Genomic DNA, 16,985 nt, shown 5'->3' with positions numbered 1-16,985 from the left:
AAAAATAACTATGTTTAATTAATTATAGTAAATAAAATTAAATAACTAGAAAGAGTGAGTTACGTATGTCTAAAAAACAAAATATTAATAATAATGATCCGATATCAAAAGCAGTAGATTTATTACTAGAAAATACTGAAGATTTAACAACAGTTTTTAAAGAGGTAGGTTTATATAAAGAATTAACAAAAAGATTAGTTGAAAAAATGTTGAATTTTGAAATGCAAAATTATTTAGGATATGAAAAAAATCAACATAATAATAGTGATAATGCTCGTAATGGTATAAGTTCAAAAAAATTAATAACTCAACAAGGTAAAATTGAGATTAATGTACCACGAGATCGTAATAGTAATTTTGGACCAGTAATAGTTGCAAAAAGACAAAGAAGATTTGATGGTTTTGATCAACAAGTTCTTTCGTTATATGCCAAAGGCATGACTTTATCAGATATTAGAATGCAGTTACAAGAGTTATATCATGGTGCTGATATTAGTGAAAGTGTTATTAGTCAAATTATTGATGATGTTAAAGCATGACAAAATCGGCCATTAGAAAGTGTTTATCCGATTGTTTATTTTGATTGTATAGTAGTTAAAGTACGACAAGATAAACGCATTATTAACAAATCATTTTATATAGCACTAGGAGTTGATTTAGAAGGTAAAAAAGATGTTTTAGGTTTGAGGCTTTTTAAAAATCTGTGTATCTTTTTACAAAGTTACTAGTTTAGATTAATTATATCTTCAAATTTTATCATAAAATGAGCAATTGCTGTATTTCAATTTTGAATGGGCATTGTTCATTTTTTTGTTATATTTTCAATTGCTAAGTAAAATATTTTAAAAACTGCCATATCATTTGGAAAAAATTTTTTATTTCTAATAACTTTTCGTAATTGACTATTAACATATTCAATAGCATTTGTTGTATAAATCACTCTTTTGATTTATGGAGAATAACTAATAAAAACCATTAAATTATCTCAATTTTTATATCATGATTTGGTAATGTTTAGTAATCTGTGTAACTTACAAAAATAACTATGTTTAATTAATTCTAGTAAATAAAATTAAATAACTAGAAAGAGTGAGTTACGTATGTCTAAAAAAAATATTAATAATAATGATCCAATATCAAAAGCAGTAGATTTATTATTAGAAAATACTGAAGATTTAACAAAAGTTTTTAAAGAGGGGTGTTTATATAAAGAATTAACAAAAAGATTAGTTGAAAAAATGTTGAATTCTGAAATGCAAAATTATTTAGGATATGAAAAAAATCAACATAATACTAGCGAAAATGCTCGTAATGGTATAAGTTCAAAAAAATTAATAACCCAACAAGGTAAAATTGAGATTAATGTACCACGAGATCGTAATAGTAATTTTGAGCCAGCAATAGTTGCAAAAAGACAAAGAAGATTTGATGGTTTTGATCAACAAGTTCTTTCGTTATATGCCAAAGGCATGACTTTATCATATATTAGAATGCAGTTACAATAGTTATATCATGGTGCTGATATTAGTGAAAGTGTTATTAGTCAAATTACTGATGATGTTATTGATGATGTTAAAGCATGACAAAATCGGCCATTAGAAATTGTTTATCCGATTGTTTATTTTGATTGTATAGTAGTTAAAGTACGATAAGATAAACGCATTATTAACAAATCAGTTTATATAGCACTAGGAGTTGATTTAGAAGGTAAAAAAGATGTTTTAGGTTTGAGGCTTTTTAAAAATCTGTGTATCTTTTTACGAAGTTACTAGTTTAGATTAATTATATCTTCAAATTTTATCATAAAATGAGCAATTGCTGTATTTCAATTTTGAATGGGCATTGTTCATTTTTTTGTTATATTTTCAATTGCTAAGTAAAATATTTTAAAAAATGCCATATCATTTGGAAAAACTTTTTTATTTCTAATAACTTTTCGTAATTGACTATTAACAGATTCAATAGCATTTGTTGTATAAATCACTCTTTTGATTTCTGCAGGATAACTAATAAAAACCATTAAATTATCTCAATTTTTATATCATGATTTGGTAATGTTTAGTAATCTGTGTAACTTACAAAAATAACTATGTTTAATTAATTCTAGTAAATAAAATTAAATAACTAGAAAGAGTGAGTTACGTATGTCTAAAAAAAATATTAATAATAATGATCCAATATCAAAAGCAGTAGATTTATTATTAGAAAATACTGAAGATTTAACAAAAGTTTTTAAAGAGGGGTGTTTATATAAAGAATTAACAAAAAGATTAGTTGAAAAAATGTTGAATTCTGAAATGCAAAATTATTTAGGATATGAAAAAAATCAACATAATACTAGCGAAAATGCTCGTAATGGTATAAGTTCAAAAAAATTAATAACCCAACAAGGTAAAATTGAGATTAATGTACCACGAGATCGTAATAGTAATTTTGAGCCAGCAATAGTTGCAAAAAGACAAAGAAGATTTGATGGTTTTGATCAACAAGTTCTTTCGTTATATGCCAAAGGCATGACTTTATCATATATTAGAATGCAGTTACAATAGTTATATCATGGTGCTGATATTAGTGAAAGTGTTATTAGTCAAATTACTGATGATGTTATTGATGATGTTAAAGCATGACAAAATCGGCCATTAGAAATTGTTTATCCGATTGTTTATTTTGATTGTATAGTAGTTAAAGTACGATAAGATAAACACATTATTAACAAATCAGTTTATATAGCACTAGGAGTTGATTTAGAAGGTAAAAAAGATGTTTTAGGTTTGAGGCTTTTTAAAAATCTGTGTATCTTTTTACGAAGTTACTAGTTTAGATTAATTATATCTTCAAATTTTATCATAAAATGAGCAATTGCTGTATTTCAATTTTGAATGGGCATTGTTCATTTTTTGTTATATTTTCAATTGCTAAGTAAAATATTTTAAAAAATGCCATATCATTTGGAAAAACTTTTTTATTTCTAATAACTTTTCGTAATTGACTATTAACAGATTCAATAGCATTTGTTGTATAAATCACTCTTTTGATTTCTGCAGGATAACTAATAAAAACCATTAAATTATCTCAATTTTTATATCATGATTTGGTAATGTTTAGTAATCTGTGTAACTTACAAAAATAACTATGTTTAATTAATTCTAATAAATAAAATTAAATAACTAGAAAGATTGAGTTACGTATGTCTAAAAAACAAAATATTAATAATAATGTTCCAATATCAAAAGCAGTAGATTTATTACTAGAAAATACTGAAGATTTAACAACAGTTTTTAAAGAGGGAGGTTTATATACAAGACATATTCCGTAAATAAATTTTTTAAAAGTCAATTAATAATTTAAAATTTATTTTATAATTTCTTTATTAATAAATTAATAAGGTGTTGATAAAAATGAATTTTGAAAATTTAAAAAAATTAAAAAATGAACAATTTTATAGATATTTTGGTATAAAAAGTTTTAATTTTGATGAAATTTTAACAAAATTAATTGAAATAGAAAATTTAAAAAAACTAAAGGTAGAAAATATAAACTTTAAGTTGAAGAAAGATTGATGATGACTTTAGTATGCTGAAAAGAATATTATACTTTTTTTACAAATGAGTATTAAATATAAAATGAGTGCATCAAGTTGTTTTCGAAATATTACTTGAGTAGAAAACAAACTTATTGATGACAAAGATTATCAGTTTTTAAAAACAAAATATAAATCAAAAATTGAGAAAAAACAAGAAGATTTAAATGAATTTCAATTTTATTTAATTGATTCAACTGAAATTGAAATTGAAAGACCAACTAAAAAAAACTACAGTTAGAATATTTTTCTGGTAAAAGTTGAATGTTTTCTATAAAATTTCAAATTATATATGACTTTTTTAATAAAAAAATTGTTGATATTTTTGCTGATAATGGAAAAGTACATGATTTTCAAATATTAAAAAATTCAAATCTTGAATTTTAAGAAAAAACAATAATTATTGGTGATTTGGGATATCAAGGAATACAAAATATTTATAAAAATACTATATTACCAATTAAAAAAACTAAAAATAAAAAATTAACTAAACAAGAAAAAATCTAAAATAAAATTATTTCAAAAATTAGAATTAAAGTTGAACATGTTTTTGCTTGATTAAAAAGATTCAAAATTTTAATAAATAAATGTAGAAAAAGTATATTTAGACTTATGTACTTAAGATTTAACTTACTTTGTGAAATTTTTAATAAAACAAAACCATTAAAATAAAAAAATATTTTTAATATTTTTTTAAAAATTTAAATTTTTATCAAGTTAATATAAAAATAATATTAACAATTTTTGTGTTTGAAATATAAATTTATTTTTAAAGTATTTTTTTAAAAATATTAACTTCTATAATTATTAACACTAAAAAATTTATAAATATTATTATTGACAATTGATTAAATTTATTTACGGAATATGTCTAAAGAATTAACAAAAAGATTAGTTGAAAAAATGTTGAATTCTGAAATGCAAAATTATTTAGGATATGAAAAAAATAGGCTTTTTAAAAAGATACACAGATTTTTAAAAAGCCTCTTTAATTGTATTAAATTAAGGCATGTTTTTTTAATTTAATATTAAAATTTCTAAAAAGGAATGTTTAACTTAATTCTTCTATTTTAATATTACTATTAATATTTTTTTTGTTATCTACATTTTGCTTATTTTTATTATATAATCAAGAAATTCCTATTATTAAACCAATTAAATTTAATGTTAAAAATAATAATATGATGCCTAATGCATTATTACTATTACATAAACTTATACCTCAAATTAAAAATACTATTCAAATTACTAAACATATTCATATAATAAATGTAATTAAACCAATGCTCATTACCTTGCACCTTTTTCTTTCTAAAAAATAATTAAACTAAATAAAATATAGTATTTTCTATTAGATTCTTATAATTTAATATTTTTTTTATACAAGTATTTATTAAATCAACCCCCATCTATACCCTTTTCTTATGATCAATTTATTTCATTTGGTTTCATTGGTTTTTCATTATTCTTTGCACTAATAATTTTACCATTTTTAACGTTAATAACAGTATTTGCAACATATTGGAAGTTAGGATTATGAGCGACAATAATAATTGATGTTTTATATTCTCGATTAACATCCAATAAAATCTCTAATATCTTACGCCCCATTTCCTCATCAAGTGCTCCTGTTGGCTCATCACAAAATAAAATTGTCGGATTTTTTGCTAGTGCTCTACCGATCGATACTCTTTGTTGTTGTCCGCCTGATAATTGACTTGGAAATTTATTCATATGTTCATCCATTTCAATAACTTGAAAAATATCATCAATACTCATATTTTTATTTTTAGCAATATTTTCACCAACTTCATCATTTTCACGAGCAGTTAAGTTAGTTAATAAATTGTATTGTTGAAAAATAAAACCAATATTATCTCGTCTAAATTTAGTTAAATGACTATCTTTTAATAAAGATAAATTGTATCCCACCACAAAAACATCACCAGTATTAGGTTTATCCAATCCCGAAATAATATTTAATAATGTTGTCTTACCACTTCCCGACGGTCCTAAGATAACAACAAAATCACCTAATTTAATGTTTAAATTAACTCCTTTTAATACTTCATATTCTAAGTATCCAGTTAAGTAAGATTTTTTAACATCAAATAATTCAATAACATTAGTTTGAGTATCAGGAGTATTATTAGTCATTGATATCATTTTACATGCTAAAATTTCTTTTGAATGAGTTTTTGTTAATTTATTAATTGCTTTTTGATTATCTTTAAAAGCTTGCAATTTGGCTTTATTAGCTTCTATTTCTTCCTTTGATTCTGGTTTATCATGATATTTATGGGTTACTGGCGGTATTGCACCTTCATTTTTAGATACTGACTTCTTTGTAAAACTAGATTCTAACTTATTTTTGGTTATTTGTTCACTTGAATTTTTAGTGTTTTTTTTATCATTTTTCATGTTTTTATTCCCTTCTGCCTTTAATCAATTTCATTTAAAGTTTTAATTGGATTAATCTTCTTCATGGCATATCAATCAATAATAAAGGTTGTTGCATAAATATCAAAGACAATTAAACCAACCACAAGTGGTAATCATCAAACAAAAAATAACGGTAAAACCCATGTTGTATTAGCAGCTAAATAGTTAAGAATAAACTTAACAATTATTCATCCTACGGGAAAACCAATAACAAACATAACAGCAATCACTGGTAAATACATACCAATAACAATATTACTTATTTTTGCATCACTATAACCAAGCGTTTTCATTGTTGCTATTTTTTTACGATTTTCATAAATTACTAAATTACTTGTTAATAAAATAATAAAGAACGAAATGATTAATGAAAAGATAATAAATGCAACCAATACTGTATCAAATAAAGCAGTAATTTGATTTAATAACTGATGATGGATATCTTGTGGCGTAATATTAACAGCACTACCAGCGCCATAACCTTGATAAGTACCAGAGCCATCAGTACCACCATTTAAACCAAAAGCACTGTAATCTCCATACATTTGCGAAGTTGAAAACGAATTAGTTATATCTGGTAATGATTGCGAATTTGAAAATTTAAAATTAAAGATTGGATTTTCATTTTCAAATACTTGATTAAGTTTAAAAATAACGGGATCATTTAATTGATTAAGAAAATCTTGATATTCATTAAATGATTTTAAGAGGCTTTTTAAAAAGATACACAGATTTTTAAAAATCCTAAATTTTTTTGAACTTATACCATTGCGAGCATTTTCGCTAGTATTATGTTGATTTTTTTCATATCCTAAATAATTTTGCATTTCAGAATTAAACATTTTTTCAACTAATCTTTTTGTTAATTCTTTATATAAACCTTCCTCTTTAAAAAATGTTGTTAAATCTTCAGTATTTTCTAGTAATAAATCTACTGCTTTTGATATTGGATCATTATTATTAATATTTTGTTTTTTAGACATAAGTAACTCACTCTTTCTATTTATTTAATTTTATTTACTAGAATTAATTAAACATAGTTATTTTTGTAAGTTACACAGATTACTAAACATTACCAATTTTAATTTACCAAAATCAACATCACAAGTTGTTTTTTTTATCTTCTCATTCTTTTTTAAATAATAAAAATAAAAATTCTTTTGTTTTATTAAATGATAAAACTTTATCAGCATTAGTTTTACTAATATAACCATTAGGTTGACCATAACCATTATATATACCAACCACTTTATACGTTGTTGTTTTAGAACTTATCTTATCATTATAAGAATTAACAACCTTACCAGCAGCAACTTCTTTTAACATATTTGTAGCATTAATACCCATATTATCATAAGCCCCATCCTTTAACTAATCAACTTGTGTATAACCAGTTTGTTGTTTTAATAATGTTACATTATTAACATTTTTACTATTGCATTTGGACTAGGAATTGCTTTTAAAATTGGTCAAGGTTTTAATTTATTATTATCTTTAAATTTCATAGTATTACCATTACTACTCATTTTAAATTTATCATTTATTTTTAAATTTAATTGTTTAGCGATCATTTGATTAATAACAAGACTAATACTATCATCACTATTTTCTTGTTCTAAAAGTGGATTTAATGAAGAACCGACAGCATCATATAATTGCATCATTGAAGGTTTGCCTAACTGTTGTTTATTTTGTAAACCAAAAACTTTCAATAAATACTTATTTTGTTTAAATAATTTTTCAGGAGTACCAATAAAGTAAGTTACTAATTCATCAGTTTCTTTATCAAAAGGCACAACATTAAAAGCGACATTAAAAGGAGCATTGGGATCACTATAAGCTTTAGCAATATTTTGACGAATGAAATATGGACTTTTAGTATAAGCGCCTTGTACTACAGTTTGTCCCATTCTATTATAAAATAAAGCACCAAATCAAATTCCAACTTTATTAATTAGACATATTCCGTAAATAAATTTAATCAATTGTCAATAATAATATTTATAAATTTTTTAGTGTTAATAATTATAGAAGTTAATATTTTTAAAAAAATACTTTAAAAATAAATTTATATTTCAAAAACAAAAATTGTTAATATTATTTTTATATTAACTTGATAAAAATTTAAATTTTTAAAAAAATATTAAAAATATTTTTTTATTTTAATGGTTTTGTTTTATTAAAAATTTCACAAAGTAAGTTAAATCTTAAGTACATAAGTCTAAATATACTTTTTCTACATTTATTTATTAAAATTTTGAATCTTTTTAATCAAGCAAAAACATGTTCAACTTTAATTCTAATTTTTGAAATAATTTTATTGTAGATTTTTTCTTGTTTAGTTAATTTTTTATTTTTAGTTTTTTTAATTGGTAATATAGTATTTTTATAAATATTTTGTATTCCTTGATATCCCAAATCACCAATAATTATTGTTTTTTCTGAAAATTCAAGATTTGAATTTTTTAATATTTGAAAATCATGTACTTTTCCATTATCAGCAAAAATATCAACAATTTTTTTATTAAAAAAGTCATATATAATTTGAAATTTTATAGAAAACATTCAACTTTTACCAGAAAAATATTCTAACTGTAGTTTTTTTTAGTTGGTCTTTCAATTTCAATTTCAGTTGAATCAATTAAATAAAATTGAAATTCATTTAAATCTTCTTGTTTTTTCTCAATTTTTGATTTATATTTTGTTTTTAAAAACTGATAATATTTGTCATCACTAAGTTTATTTTCTACTCAAGTAATATTTCGAAAACAACTTGATGCACTCATTTTATATTTAATACTCATTTGGAAAAAAGTATAATATTCTTTTCAGTATACTAAAGTCATCATCAATCTTTCTTCAACTGAAAGTTTATATTTTCTACCTTTAGTTTTTTTTAAATTTTCTATTTCAATTAATTTTGTTAACATTTCATCAAAATGAAAACGTTTTATACCAAAATATCTATAAAATTGTTCATTTTTTAATTTTTTTAAATTTTCAAAATTCATTTTTATCAACACCTTATTAATTTATTAATAAAGAAATTATAAAATAAATTTTAAATTATTAATTGACTTTTAAAAAATTTATTTACGGAATATGTCTATATATAATTTGAAATTTTATAGAAAACATTCAACTTTTACCAGAAAAATATTCTAACTGTAGTTTTTTTTAGTTGGTCTTTCAATTTCAATTTCAGTTGAATCAATTAAATAAAATTGAAATTCATTTAAATCTTCTTGTTTTTTCTCAATTTTTGATTTATATTTTGTTTTTAAAAACTGATAATCTTTGTCATCACTAAGTTTATTTTCTACTCAAGTAATATTTCGAAAACAACTTGATGCACTCATTTTATATTTAATACTCATTTGGAAAAAAGTATAATATTCTTTTCAGTATACTAAAGTCATCATCAATCTTTCTTCAACTGAAAGTTTATATTTTCTACCTTTAGTTTTTTTTAAATTTTCTATTTCAATTAATTTTGTTAACATTTCATCAAAATGAAAACGTTTTATACCAAAATATCTATAAAATTGTTCGTTTTTTAATTTTTTTAAATTTTCAAAATTCATTTTTATCAACACCTTATTAATTTATTAATAAATAAATTATAAAATAAATTTTAAATTATTAATTGGCTTTTAAAAAATTTATTTACGGAATATGTCTATTGATGAATCTGGAATTGATGATAATAAATTTTATAAATATGGTTGATCTGAAAAAGGTAAAAGATTATTTGATAATAAACCCGCATATAAAATAAACAGAATGAGTATAATTGGTTCACTAAATAAAGGTAAATTAAAATCCCTATTAGGATCTGAAGGACATTGCAACAGTAAAATTTTTGAATCATATGTAAAAAATATACTAATTCCATTATTAAAGCGTGGACAAATTATAGTTTTAGATAATGCAACGTTTCATAAATCTAAATTAACACAACAATTAATTGAAAATGCTGGATGCAAACTATTATTTCTTCCACCATATTATCCTAATTTAAATCCAATTGAACATTTTTGATTTGCTATAAAACATAATATAAGAAAAATATTACCAAATTATTGACCAAATATTAAAAAAGCGATTGATTTTATTTTTCAAGATATGAGTAAAATAATAATATGTAATTTAAACAGTTTTTGAATTTAAAAGTACAATTCAGCAATATTTAAAATAGATTAGGAAGATTAAATTATGCCAAAACCATACAGTTAAGAATTACGAAGAAAAGTAATAGAAGCCTATGAAAGTAAAAACATGAAAATTAAAGAAATTTGTAAAGTGTTCAATATCACTAGAAAGACTTTATTCTTATGAAGAAAAAGAAAAAAAGAAACTGGGTATATAAAACCAATTTTGAATTATCAAAAAGGACATAGCCACAAAATAAAGGATTTAGATGAATTAAAAAATTATTTAGTGCAACATAAAGATGTTACAGTTCAAAAAGTGATTGAAAAATTTGGTGATATGACTAAAGAAATAGTTTATAACTATTTCAAAAAACTAAATTATACATATAAAAAAACTTTTCTATATGAACAAAGAGATAAAAATAAACAAGAAGATTTTTTAAAAGAAATGGCTAAAATAATGAATAAAGATTTAGTATATATTGATGAATCTGGAATTGATGATAATGAATTTTATAAATATGGTTGATCTGAAAAAGGTAAAAGATTAGTTGATAATAAACCCGCATATAAAATAAAAAGAATGAGTATAATTGGTTCACTAAATAAAGGTAAATTAAAAGCCCTATGAGCATTTGAAGGACATTGCAACAGTAAAATTTTTGAATCATATGTAAAAAATATACTAATTCCAGTATTAAAGCGTCGACAAATTATAGTTTTAGATAATCCAACGTTTCATAAATCTAAATTAACACAACAATTAATTGAAAATGCTGGATGCAAACTATTATTTCTTCCACCATATTATCCTAATTTAAATCCAATTGAACATTTTTGATTTGCTATAAAACATAATATAAGAAAAATATTTGGATGGGTTACACTTTATTGGGCACTAATTACGTAGACAAGTGAACAAATTAGTTAAAAGAAAGGAATTATAATTATGGCCAATATTAACTCATATTAAGATTAATTTAAAAAACAAATAGTAGCTTTATATCAAAGTGGTAAGTCAGTGTCTTGTCTTTCTAAAGAGTACACTGTTACAAGAGCAGCTACTTATAATTGAATTAAGCAATTTACTAATTCAGGCAGTTTTAAAACCGAAGATAACCGTTCTGTTGAAGAAAATGAATTAATTAAATTAAGAAAAGAATTAAAACAATTAAGAATGGAAAATGATATTTTAAAGCAAGCAGCACTAATAATAGGCAGAAAATAGAAATTATTACTAAAAATAAAGTTAAATATAAAATTCGTACAATAGACATATTCCGTAAATAAATTTAATCAATTGTCAATAATAATATTTATAAATTTTTTAGTGTTAATAATTATAGAAGTTAATATTTTTAAAAAAATACTTTAAAAATAAATTTATATTCCAAACACAAAAATTGTTAATATTATTTTTATATTAACTTGATAAAAATTTAAATTTTTAAAAAAATATTTTTAATATTTTTTTATTTTAATGGTTTTGTTTTATTAAAAATTTCACAAAGTAAGTTAAATCTTAAGTACATAAGTCTAAATATACTTTTTCTACATTTATTTATTAAAATTTTGAATCTTTTTAATCAAGCAAAAACATGTTCAACTTTAATTCTAATTTTTGAAATAATTTTATTGTAGATTTTTTCTTGTTTAGTTAATTTTTTATTTTTAGTTTTTTTAATTGGTAATATAGTATTTTTATAAATATTTTGTATTCCTTTATATCCCAAATCACCAATAATTATTGTTTTTTCTGAAAATTCAAGATTTGAATTTTTTAATATTTGAAAATCATGTACTTTTCCATTATCAGCAAAAATATCAACAATTTTTTTATTAAAAAAGTCATATATAATTTGAAATTTTATAGAAAACATTCAACTTTTACCAGAAAAATATTCTAACTGTAGTTTTTTTTAGTTGGTCTTTCAATTTCAATTTCAGTTGAATCAATTAAATAAAATTGAAATTCATTTAAATCTTCTTGTTTTTTCTCAATTTTTGATTTATATTTTGTTTTTAAAAACTGATAATCTTTGTCATCACTAAGTTTATTTTCTACTCAAGTAATATTTCGAAAACAACTTGATGCACTCATTTTATATTTAATACTCATTTGGAAAAAGTATAATATTCTTTTCAGTATACTAAAGTCATCATCAATCTTTCTTCAACTGAAAGTTTATATTTTCTACCTTTAGTTTTTTTTAAATTTTCTATTTCAATTAATTTTGTTAACATTTCATCAAAATGAAAACGTTTTATACCAAAATATCTATAAAATTGTTCATTTTTTAATTTTTTTAAATTTTCAAAATTCATTTTTATCAACACCTTATTAATTTATTAATAAAGAAATTATAAAATAAATTTTAAATTATTAATTGACTTTTAAAAAATTTATTTACGGAATATGTCTAATGTGTCGTTTTTTAAAAATATCTAAATCAACATATTATTTTAATTTCAAGAAAAAAGAAGATAAAATTCAAAATAATATGTATGATGAAGCTGTTATTAGTGCTTTTAAAGAAAATAAAGAAGCTTATAGGAAAAAGAAGATTAAAAGTTGTTCTAAAAGAAAATAAAATTAATTTATCAAGACGAAAAATTAAAAAAATTATGAATAAACATAATTTAATATCAAAATACACTAAATTATCATACAAAAATTATCATAATAAAGTCAATGATAGTCAAATTACTAATCTTGTTAATAGATACTTTAATAATATGCTTAAAAATGAAGTTATTGTTAGTGATTTAACTTATGTTCAAGTTAATGGTAAATGAAACTATATTTGCTTATTAATCGACCTGTACAATCGCGAAATTATTGGACATAGTGTAGGTACTAAAAAAGATGCATCATTAGTATATCAAGCATTTATGTGCTCAAATCGTTGTTTAAAAAATATTCAAATATTTCATAGCGATCGCGGTAATGAATTTAATAATCAAACTATTGATAAACTTTTATTAGCCTTCAATATTACCCGCTCTTTAAGCAAAAAAAGGTTGTCCTTATGATAACGCTGTTGCTGAAGCAACTTTCAAAACTTTCAAAACAGAATTTATTAATGATAAAAATTTTACATCATTAATCCAATTAAAATTAGAATTATTTGATTATATCAATTGATACAACAACATAAGAATCCACAGCGCTCTAAACTACTTAACCACCATAAAATACATAAGCACAAATGTCTACCAAAAAACAGTCCTAAAAAAGATTGCCATTCCAATTACCGAATTATTGACCAAATATTAAAAAAGCGATTGATTTTGTTTTTCAATATATGAGTAAATATTACTTTAGTTAGCTATATTTAACATAAAATTGTGAGAAATCTGATTTTAATCTAAAAATATGATTTATAAAAATAAAAAAATAATTGTTCTATTTAAGTCAATTATTTTTTTATTTTCAAATAATTAAATTTAGAAAAATACAAATCAAATATTTATACATTTTTTTAATTTTCTTCATCTATTTTTAAAACAGCACGAAATGCTTCTGGTGGTAATTCAACATTACCAATCGATTTCATTTTTTTCTTTCCTTCTTTTTGTTTTTCTAAAAGTTTTCTTTTTCTTGTAATATCACCACCATAACATTTAGCAATAACATCTTTTCTAACTGCTTGCACAGTTTGACGAGCAATAATTTTATTATTAATAGCAGCCTGAATAGCAACTTCAAAATTTTGTTTCGGAATTAATTTTTTTAATTTTTGACATAAAACACGCCCACGATCATAAGCAAAATCCTTATGAACAATAACAGATAATGCATCAACAATATTACCTGCTAATAAAATATCCATTTTCACTAATTTACTCTCCTGATAACCAATTAACTCATAATCTAATGAAGCATAACCTTTTGATATTGATTTTAATTTATCAAAAAAATCAATGACAATTTCATTCAGTGGCATATTATAAATAAGAGTTCTTCGTAAATTATCAGCATATTTTAGATCTAAATAAGTTCCGCGTTTATCCTGACATAATTGCATCAATGCACCAACATATTGTTCTGGTGTCATTATTGTTACTTGTACAAATGGTTCTTCTACGCTTTTAATTGTTTGCACAGTTGGTCATTTTGCTGGATTATCAATTATTAACTTTTCACCATTAGTTAAATTTACTTCATAAATTACAGAAGGAGCTGTTGAAATTAAAACTAAATTATATTCACGCTCTAAACGCTCTTGAATAACATCCATATGTAATAACCCTAAAAAACCACAACGAAAACCAAAACCTAATGCTTGTGATGTTTCAGCGGTAAAAATTAATGAGGCATCCGATAATTTAATTTTATATAATGCATCCTTTAATTCTTGATATTTATTAGTATCAATTGGATATAAACCACAATAAACCATTGGTTTTAAAGTTTTATAACCTGGTAATGGTACATCAGCAGGATTAATAACACTAGTAATCGTATCACCAACATGAATATCACTAATTATTTTAATTACACCACTAATTCAACCAACTTCACCAGCTGTTAACATTTCTCTCTTTTCTTCTTTTGGTGTGCGTACTCCTAATTCAGTAATTTCATATTCAGCGCCAGTTGACATCATTCTTACTTTATCACTAACTTTAATTACACCAGTTTTGATTCTAATAAATGCCATCACTCCACGATATTTATCATATAATGAATCAAAAATTAAAGCACGTAATGGTTTATTATCGTCAGCATCAATTGGATAAGGAATATATTTAATAACTGCTTCTAAAACATCGCGAATATTAATACCTGTCTTTGCAGAAATTAAAGGCGCATAATCAGCAGGTAAACCCAATACTTTTTCAATTTCTTCTTTAACTTTTTCTGGTTCAGCACTTGGTAAATCTATTTTATTAATAACAGGAATAATTTCTAAGTCATTATCTAATGCTAAATATAGATTTGCTAAAGTTTGTGCTTCAATACCCTGAGCAGCATCAACTACTAAAATGGCACCCTCGCATGCTGCTAAACTACGCGATACTTCATAAGTAAAGTCAACATGACCTGGAGTATCAATTAAGTGAAGCAAATAAGTATGACCATCTAATGATTGATATTTAAGTTGTACACTATTTAGTTTAATTGTAATGCCACGTTCACGTTCTAAATCCAGTGAATCTAACAATTGATTTTTCATTTCCCTTTTTGAAACAGCATTAGTTAATTCTAAAATACGATCAGCCAAAGTTGATTTACCATGATCAATATGGGCAATAATTGAAAAATTTCTAATGTATTTTTTATCAATACTCATAATATTATTTATTCACCTATCTTTTGCTTATAAACTATTTACTATGTTTTAGTATATCAAAGTTTAAATAAAATTAAATCGAAAGTTGCAGATAATCTTATAAATATAATTAAACTATCACTTAACAATATATGAAAAGTGGATGGGTTACACTTTATTGGACACTAATTACGTAGACAAGTGAACAAATTAGTTAAAAGAAAGGAATTATAATTATGGCCAATATTAACTCATATTCAGATTAATTTAAAAAACAAATAGTAGCTTTATATCAAAGTGGTAAGTCAGTGTCTTGTCTTGCTAAAGAGTACAATGTTACAAGAACAGCTACTTATAATTGAATTAAGCAATTTACTAATTCAGGCAGTTTTAAAACCAAAGATAACCGTTCTGTTGAAGAAAATGAATTAATTAAATTAAGAAAAGAATTAAAACAATTAAGAATGGAAAATGATATTTTAAAGCAAGCAGCACTAATAATAGGCAGAAAATAGAAATTATTACTAAAAATAAAGTTAAATATAAAATTCGCACAATAGACATATTCCGTAAATAAATTTAATCAATTATCAATAATAATATTTATAAATTTTTTAGTGTTAATAATTATATAAGTTAATATTTTTAAAAAAATACTTTAAAAATAAATTTATATTTCAAACACAAAAATTGTTAATATTATTTTTATATTAACTTGATAAAAATTTAAATTTTTAAAAAAATATGGTAATGTTTAGTAATCTGTGTAACTTACAAAAATAACTATGTTTAATTAATTCTAGTAAATAAAATTAAATAAATAGAAAGAGTGAGTTACTTATGTCTAAAAAACAAAATATTAATAATAATGTTCCAATATCAAAAGCAGTAGATTTATTATTAGAAAATACTGAAGATTTAACAACAGTTTTTAAAGAGGGAGGTTTATATAAAGAATTAACAAAAAGATTAGTTGAAAAAATATTGAATTCTGAAATGCAAAATTATTTAGGATATGAAAAAAATCAACATAAGAAATATTCCGTAAATAAATTTTTTAAAAGTCAATTAATAATTTAAAATTTATTTTATAATTTCTTTATTAATAAATTAATAAGGTGTTGATAAAAATGAATTTTGAAAATTTAAAAAAATTAAAAAATGAACAATTTTATAGATATTTTGGTATAAAACGTTTTCATTTTGATGAAATGTTAACAAAATTAATTGAAATAGAAAATTTAAAAAAACTAAAGGTAGAAAATATAAACTTTCAGTTGAAGAAAGATTGATGATGACTTTAGTATACTGAAAAGAATATTATACTTTTTTCCAAATGAGTATTAAATATAAAATGAGTGCATCAAGTTGTTTTCGAAATATTACTTGAGTAGAAAATAAACTTAGTGATGACAAAGATTATCAGTTTTTAAAAACAAAATATAAATCAAAAATTGAGAAAAAACAAGAAGATTTAAATGAATTTCAATTTTATTTAATTGATTCAACTTAAATTGAAATTGAAAGACCAAC

Annotated in this window: 33 protein-coding genes and 2 pseudogenes; 20 read left to right on the top strand and 15 right to left on the bottom strand. The window is 22.4% G+C overall.

Features of this window, described 5'->3' with window-relative positions; all coding sequences use genetic code 4:
- Positions 1-65 precede the first annotated feature (65 nt).
- Complete coding sequence (locus ABWV63_RS04190; protein WP_353306934.1) at positions 66-728, top strand: transposase; 663 nt, start codon at positions 66-68, stop codon at positions 726-728.
- Here ABWV63_RS04190 and ABWV63_RS04185 read toward each other — a convergent pair.
- Entirely contained in the window at positions 725-940 is a 216-nt protein-coding gene (locus tag ABWV63_RS04185; protein ID WP_353306933.1) for a transposase, read from the bottom strand. The genes ABWV63_RS04190 and ABWV63_RS04185 overlap by 4 nt on opposite strands.
- Before the next feature lie 160 nt (positions 941-1,100).
- Between ABWV63_RS04185 and ABWV63_RS04180 the strand changes: the two genes are divergently transcribed.
- Together ABWV63_RS04180 and ABWV63_RS04175 are read left to right on the top strand one after the other, a co-directional pair.
- Positions 1,101-1,505 (top strand): transposase, encoded by a 405-nt coding sequence (locus ABWV63_RS04180; protein WP_353306931.1) that lies wholly within the window; start codon positions 1,101-1,103, stop codon positions 1,503-1,505.
- Positions 1,506-1,772 (top strand): annotated as a pseudogene (locus ABWV63_RS04175) (transposase).
- Here ABWV63_RS04175 and ABWV63_RS04170 read toward each other — a convergent pair.
- Positions 1,769-2,020 carry a transposase gene (locus tag ABWV63_RS04170; protein WP_353306932.1) on the bottom strand — a complete coding sequence of 84 codons (252 nt, stop codon included), beginning with the start codon at positions 2,018-2,020 and terminating at the stop codon, positions 1,769-1,771. The pseudogene ABWV63_RS04175 and the gene ABWV63_RS04170 sit on opposite strands and share 4 nt — an antisense overlap.
- A 124-nt stretch (positions 2,021-2,144) precedes the next feature.
- Between ABWV63_RS04170 and ABWV63_RS04165 the strand changes: the two genes are divergently transcribed.
- Both ABWV63_RS04165 and ABWV63_RS04160 read left to right on the top strand, forming a co-directional pair.
- Positions 2,145-2,549 (top strand): transposase, encoded by a 405-nt coding sequence (locus ABWV63_RS04165; protein WP_353306931.1) that lies wholly within the window; start codon positions 2,145-2,147, stop codon positions 2,547-2,549.
- A pseudogene (locus ABWV63_RS04160) lies at positions 2,550-2,816 on the top strand (transposase). It begins immediately after the preceding gene.
- A 25-nt stretch (positions 2,817-2,841) separates the two neighbouring features.
- Here the strand turns inward: ABWV63_RS04160 and ABWV63_RS04155 are convergent.
- Positions 2,842-3,063, bottom strand: coding sequence for a transposase (locus ABWV63_RS04155; RefSeq protein ID WP_353306930.1), 222 nt, complete (start codon positions 3,061-3,063; stop codon positions 2,842-2,844).
- Positions 3,064-3,187: 124 nt separating this feature from the next.
- On the opposite strand from ABWV63_RS04155, the gene ABWV63_RS04150 reads away from it, so the two are divergent.
- From ABWV63_RS04150 to ABWV63_RS04130, 5 genes are all read left to right on the top strand, one after another.
- Positions 3,188-3,316: a hypothetical protein gene (locus tag ABWV63_RS04150; protein ID WP_353306929.1), complete on the top strand. Its 129-nt coding sequence runs from the start codon at positions 3,188-3,190 to the stop codon at positions 3,314-3,316.
- 82 nt (positions 3,317-3,398) lie between these two features.
- Positions 3,399-3,572: a hypothetical protein gene (locus tag ABWV63_RS04145; protein ID WP_353306928.1), complete on the top strand. Its 174-nt coding sequence runs from the start codon at positions 3,399-3,401 to the stop codon at positions 3,570-3,572.
- Between the two features lie 33 nt (positions 3,573-3,605).
- Positions 3,606-3,821, top strand: coding sequence for a hypothetical protein (locus ABWV63_RS04140; RefSeq protein ID WP_353306927.1), 216 nt, complete (start codon positions 3,606-3,608; stop codon positions 3,819-3,821).
- 23 nt (positions 3,822-3,844) lie between these two features.
- Entirely contained in the window at positions 3,845-3,967 is a 123-nt protein-coding gene (locus ABWV63_RS04135) for a hypothetical protein (RefSeq protein WP_353306830.1), read from the top strand.
- Between the two features lie 480 nt (positions 3,968-4,447).
- Positions 4,448-4,606, top strand: a complete 159-nt coding sequence (locus ABWV63_RS04130; RefSeq protein ID WP_353306926.1) for a hypothetical protein — start codon at positions 4,448-4,450, stop codon at positions 4,604-4,606.
- A 25-nt stretch (positions 4,607-4,631) separates the two neighbouring features.
- Here the strand turns inward: ABWV63_RS04130 and ABWV63_RS04125 are convergent, their stop codons facing one another.
- The 8 genes from ABWV63_RS04125 to ABWV63_RS04090 form a co-directional block, all read right to left on the bottom strand.
- Positions 4,632-4,871, bottom strand: a complete 240-nt coding sequence (locus ABWV63_RS04125; protein WP_353306925.1) for a hypothetical protein — start codon at positions 4,869-4,871, stop codon at positions 4,632-4,634.
- A 131-nt stretch (positions 4,872-5,002) separates the two neighbouring features.
- Positions 5,003-6,001, bottom strand: coding sequence for an ABC transporter ATP-binding protein (locus tag ABWV63_RS04120; RefSeq protein ID WP_353306924.1), 999 nt, complete (start codon positions 5,999-6,001; stop codon positions 5,003-5,005).
- A 20-nt stretch (positions 6,002-6,021) separates the two neighbouring features.
- Positions 6,022-7,005 (bottom strand): ABC transporter permease, encoded by a 984-nt coding sequence (locus ABWV63_RS04115; protein ID WP_353306923.1) that lies wholly within the window; start codon positions 7,003-7,005, stop codon positions 6,022-6,024.
- Positions 7,006-7,108: 103 nt separating this feature from the next.
- Entirely contained in the window at positions 7,109-7,369 is a 261-nt protein-coding gene (locus tag ABWV63_RS04110; RefSeq protein ID WP_353306922.1) for a hypothetical protein, read from the bottom strand.
- A gap of 65 nt (positions 7,370-7,434) precedes the next feature.
- The gene (locus tag ABWV63_RS04105) at positions 7,435-8,007 is read right to left on the bottom strand and encodes a hypothetical protein (RefSeq protein WP_353306921.1); all 573 of its coding nucleotides are present in this window, start codon (positions 8,005-8,007) and stop codon (positions 7,435-7,437) included.
- A 172-nt stretch (positions 8,008-8,179) separates the two neighbouring features.
- Positions 8,180-8,587 carry a transposase family protein gene (locus ABWV63_RS04100; protein ID WP_353305654.1) on the bottom strand — a complete coding sequence of 136 codons (408 nt, stop codon included), beginning with the start codon at positions 8,585-8,587 and terminating at the stop codon, positions 8,180-8,182.
- A gap of 23 nt (positions 8,588-8,610) precedes the next feature.
- Positions 8,611-9,033, bottom strand: coding sequence for a transposase family protein (locus tag ABWV63_RS04095; protein ID WP_353306920.1), 423 nt, complete (start codon positions 9,031-9,033; stop codon positions 8,611-8,613).
- A gap of 150 nt (positions 9,034-9,183) precedes the next feature.
- Positions 9,184-9,606: a transposase family protein gene (locus tag ABWV63_RS04090; RefSeq protein WP_353306310.1), complete on the bottom strand. Its 423-nt coding sequence runs from the start codon at positions 9,604-9,606 to the stop codon at positions 9,184-9,186.
- 91 nt (positions 9,607-9,697) lie between these two features.
- On the opposite strand from ABWV63_RS04090, the gene ABWV63_RS04085 reads away from it, so the two are divergent.
- The 3 genes from ABWV63_RS04085 to ABWV63_RS04075 all read left to right on the top strand — a co-directional run bounded on the left by ABWV63_RS04085 (position 9,698) and on the right by ABWV63_RS04075 (position 11,404).
- Positions 9,698-10,192, top strand: coding sequence for an IS630 family transposase (locus ABWV63_RS04085; RefSeq protein ID WP_353306919.1), 495 nt, complete (start codon positions 9,698-9,700; stop codon positions 10,190-10,192).
- A 108-nt stretch (positions 10,193-10,300) separates the two neighbouring features.
- Entirely contained in the window at positions 10,301-11,086 is a 786-nt protein-coding gene (locus ABWV63_RS04080) for an IS630 family transposase (RefSeq protein ID WP_353306918.1), read from the top strand.
- 111 nt (positions 11,087-11,197) lie between these two features.
- Positions 11,198-11,404, top strand: coding sequence for a hypothetical protein (locus ABWV63_RS04075; protein WP_353306917.1), 207 nt, complete (start codon positions 11,198-11,200; stop codon positions 11,402-11,404).
- Between the two features lie 244 nt (positions 11,405-11,648).
- Here the strand turns inward: ABWV63_RS04075 and ABWV63_RS04070 are convergent, their stop codons facing one another.
- From ABWV63_RS04070 to ABWV63_RS04060, 3 genes are read right to left on the bottom strand one after another with little or no spacing between them, the layout of a single operon-like run.
- The gene (locus ABWV63_RS04070; protein WP_353306916.1) at positions 11,649-12,056 is read right to left on the bottom strand and encodes a transposase family protein; all 408 of its coding nucleotides are present in this window, start codon (positions 12,054-12,056) and stop codon (positions 11,649-11,651) included.
- Between the two features lie 23 nt (positions 12,057-12,079).
- A complete protein-coding gene (locus tag ABWV63_RS04065; RefSeq protein WP_353305932.1) occupies positions 12,080-12,295 on the bottom strand; it encodes a hypothetical protein in 216 nt (71 codons plus the stop codon).
- On the bottom strand, positions 12,238-12,501 hold the full coding sequence (locus ABWV63_RS04060) for a hypothetical protein (RefSeq protein ID WP_353305542.1): 264 nt from the start codon (positions 12,499-12,501) through the stop codon (positions 12,238-12,240). The genes ABWV63_RS04065 and ABWV63_RS04060 overlap by 58 nt, the downstream gene beginning before the upstream one ends.
- 98 nt (positions 12,502-12,599) lie before the next feature.
- Between ABWV63_RS04060 and ABWV63_RS04055 the strand changes: the two genes are divergently transcribed.
- The 3 genes from ABWV63_RS04055 to ABWV63_RS04045 are packed head-to-tail and all read left to right on the top strand — an operon-like array spanning position 12,600 to position 13,453.
- The gene (locus tag ABWV63_RS04055; protein WP_353306915.1) at positions 12,600-12,767 is read left to right on the top strand and encodes a hypothetical protein; all 168 of its coding nucleotides are present in this window, start codon (positions 12,600-12,602) and stop codon (positions 12,765-12,767) included.
- Complete coding sequence (locus ABWV63_RS04050; protein WP_353306914.1) at positions 12,700-13,212, top strand: DDE-type integrase/transposase/recombinase; 513 nt, start codon at positions 12,700-12,702, stop codon at positions 13,210-13,212. Before ABWV63_RS04055 ends, ABWV63_RS04050 begins: the two co-directional genes overlap by 68 nt.
- 43 nt (positions 13,213-13,255) lie before the next feature.
- Positions 13,256-13,453 (top strand): IS3 family transposase, encoded by a 198-nt coding sequence (locus tag ABWV63_RS04045; RefSeq protein ID WP_353307172.1) that lies wholly within the window; start codon positions 13,256-13,258, stop codon positions 13,451-13,453.
- A 205-nt stretch (positions 13,454-13,658) separates the two neighbouring features.
- Here the strand turns inward: ABWV63_RS04045 and lepA are convergent, their stop codons facing one another.
- Entirely contained in the window at positions 13,659-15,467 is a 1,809-nt protein-coding gene (lepA, locus tag ABWV63_RS04040) for a translation elongation factor 4 (RefSeq protein ID WP_353307171.1), read from the bottom strand.
- Between the two features lie 293 nt (positions 15,468-15,760).
- On the opposite strand from lepA, the gene ABWV63_RS04035 reads away from it, so the two are divergent.
- The 4 genes from ABWV63_RS04035 to ABWV63_RS04020 all read left to right on the top strand — a co-directional run bounded on the left by ABWV63_RS04035 (position 15,761) and on the right by ABWV63_RS04020 (position 16,965).
- Positions 15,761-15,967 (top strand): hypothetical protein, encoded by a 207-nt coding sequence (locus ABWV63_RS04035; RefSeq protein ID WP_353306913.1) that lies wholly within the window; start codon positions 15,761-15,763, stop codon positions 15,965-15,967.
- Positions 15,968-16,292: 325 nt separating this feature from the next.
- Complete coding sequence (locus ABWV63_RS04030; RefSeq protein WP_353306912.1) at positions 16,293-16,532, top strand: hypothetical protein; 240 nt, start codon at positions 16,293-16,295, stop codon at positions 16,530-16,532.
- Between the two features lie 50 nt (positions 16,533-16,582).
- Complete coding sequence (locus tag ABWV63_RS04025; RefSeq protein WP_353305528.1) at positions 16,583-16,756, top strand: hypothetical protein; 174 nt, start codon at positions 16,583-16,585, stop codon at positions 16,754-16,756.
- Positions 16,741-16,965: a transposase family protein gene (locus ABWV63_RS04020; protein WP_353306448.1), complete on the top strand. Its 225-nt coding sequence runs from the start codon at positions 16,741-16,743 to the stop codon at positions 16,963-16,965. Before ABWV63_RS04025 ends, ABWV63_RS04020 begins: the two co-directional genes overlap by 16 nt.
- The last annotated feature ends 20 nt before the right edge of the window (positions 16,966-16,985 follow it).

It is taken from the genome of Spiroplasma ixodetis, from assembly GCF_040369795.1.
Classification (GTDB): Bacteria; Bacillota_I; Bacilli_A; order Mycoplasmatales; family VBWQ01; genus Spiroplasma_E; species Spiroplasma_E ixodetis_B.
The sequence above is the reverse complement of the archived record's forward strand: the minus strand, read 5'-3'. Positions and strand labels throughout refer to the sequence as shown.